The 1,954-nt window shown below is 70.8% G+C and carries 2 protein-coding genes and 1 pseudogene; 1 reads left to right on the top strand and 2 read right to left on the bottom strand.

The window, feature by feature from the left end; all coding sequences use genetic code 11:
• Together ACFR9S_RS03855 and ACFR9S_RS03850 are read right to left on the bottom strand one after the other, a co-directional pair.
• Window positions 1–480: phosphatase PAP2 family protein (locus tag ACFR9S_RS03855; RefSeq protein ID WP_379818099.1), on the bottom strand; the 480-nt coding region annotated here is incomplete at its 3' end.
• Entirely contained in the window at window positions 481–1,728 is a 1,248-nt protein-coding gene (locus tag ACFR9S_RS03850) for a YihY/virulence factor BrkB family protein (RefSeq protein WP_379732697.1), read from the bottom strand. It lies immediately after the preceding gene.
• 102 nt (window positions 1,729–1,830) lie between these two features.
• Here ACFR9S_RS03850 and ACFR9S_RS03845 point away from each other — a divergent pair.
• Window positions 1,831–1,954, top strand: a pseudogene (locus ACFR9S_RS03845) (UbiA family prenyltransferase); the annotation flags it as partial.

Raw genomic sequence — 1,954 nt, 5'->3', positions numbered from 1 at the left:
GCCGATGACGAGCCGGGAGAGCGCGACGACGGCGACGATCCCGCCGGCGGCGAGGAGCCGCTTCCGGCGGGTCCAGAGCCGGTCCAGCGCGAGCGCGAGGCCGCCGTAGACGACGCTGCTCGAGGTGGCGTGCCCGCTGGGGAAGCCGAAGCCGTCGCCGGTCGAGATGTTCGCGTATACGGGGTCGAAGAGCGCGGGCAGCCACGCCGGCGGTGTCGCCGTCCCCGCACCTGCCGGCCGATGGACGCCGAAGGTGGTTTTGAACGCGACCGTGGCGGCCAGCGCACAGATCGCGAGCGCGATCAGCGTCGCGCCCGCCCGTCGCGGCTCGCTCGCGAGGCGCTCGTCGGCGAGCAGATAGAGGAGGGCGAGCCCGCCGAAGACGAACCACGCGTCGGCGAGTTGGGTCAGCAGCGCGAACAGCAGCGCGACCCAGTCGGGGAGGCCGGCCAGCGCCTCCGTGACGCCCCAGCCGTGCATCTATCGCAGGCGTTCCGCGATCCCGCCGGCGGTTCTCGCGGCGCCGATGACGCCGCCGAACAGGACGAAGAGCACGTAGAGGCCGAGCGTGGAGGTGAACGCGACGAGCATCGCCGCGACGGCGGCCCAGTCCGAGAGCCAGTAGAACGCGCCGAGGCTCAGTGCGACGCCGTACAGCAGGATCAGGTACGGCCCCCAGCCCGTCGCTTTCCCCTGTCGCATCCGGGCTCGGACGTACGCCTTGAGGTCCTCCTCCAGTTGGGGCTTGTCGACGGTCCGCCGCTGGACGTCGTCCTCGAAGCCGTCGAGCTCGGACCGGAGCTCGTCGACCTCCTCCGCGAGTTCGGCGACGTCGGGCGCGCCGCGGGGTTCGCGCTCTGCCATGTACCCCGACGCTGGCTCCGGTTGCCCTTGGAACTGCCGGTCGGCCGCCGTCGGCGTACCAGCGCCGGTCTCCGGTCCCACCTCGCGGTCCTCGGCGAGCACGACGTTGATCACGGCGCCGAGGATCACGACCGCGCCGGCCATGTAGAGCCACGTCACGAGCAGGATCACCCCGCCGACGATGCCGTAGGCGGAGGTGCTGGCGACGCTGGCGTACAGTTGGAACCCCGCCTGCATCGCGGTCCACGCCACGGCGGCGACGACCGCGCCGGGCAGCACCTCCCGGACCGTGACCGACGTGTCCGGGAACCGGTAGTAGATCGGGAGGAACACCGCCGTCAGCAGGATCGGCAGCGTGAGCACCCCCAGCGCTTCGACGACGACGCCGAGGTTGAACGCCGCGAACGCGCCGGCCAGCGCGAACATCAGCGCCATCGAGAGCCCGATGCCGAGCACCACCACGAACGAGTCGATCACCTGATCGAGCAGCGTGTCCTGCTGCTCGGTGCCGTACACGTTGGCGAAGGCGGTGTCGAGCGCGCGGAACACCTTCAGCGTCCCCCAGAGGAGGAACGCCAGCCCCAGCACGGTCGCGCTCCCCCGGCCGTCGCCGGCGGTGAGCGCGGTGGTGAGCACGTCCTGCCCGCTTTCGGTGAGGAACTGGCTGGTCGACTCCAACAGCACCGTGGCGAACTGCTCGCCGCCGAACGTGCTGGCGACGATCAGCACCAGCACCGCCGCGGGGATCAGCGAGACGAACGCGTAGTACGCCACTGCCGCCGCCAGGAACGTGAGCTCCTGTTCCTTGGCGACCACGCCGACGCGTTTGGCCGTCTCGTACGCGCTACGGAGGCGAGATTGCACTACTCCGTCGTACAGGAGCGCGCTACAAGAACCCCGGGGGAGCGCCACCTTCGACGCCCGACCCGTCGTTTCACTTATGCGTGGTCCAACCCAACACACCACATGGGCATTGCTCGGCACGGGAGCGGTCCCGCCGCCCTCCTCGGCGCGTACGCCTCGCAGGTCCACCCGGTGTTCATGCTCCCGCCGGTGGCGACGGCGCTGTTCGGCGCGGCGCTTTCGGGCG

The organism is Halolamina salina (assembly GCF_042678005.1).
Taxonomy (GTDB): domain Archaea; phylum Halobacteriota; class Halobacteria; order Halobacteriales; family Haloferacaceae; genus Halolamina; species Halolamina salina.
Note: the sequence above shows the minus strand (reverse complement) of the source record. Positions and strands in the feature narration are given on the sequence as shown.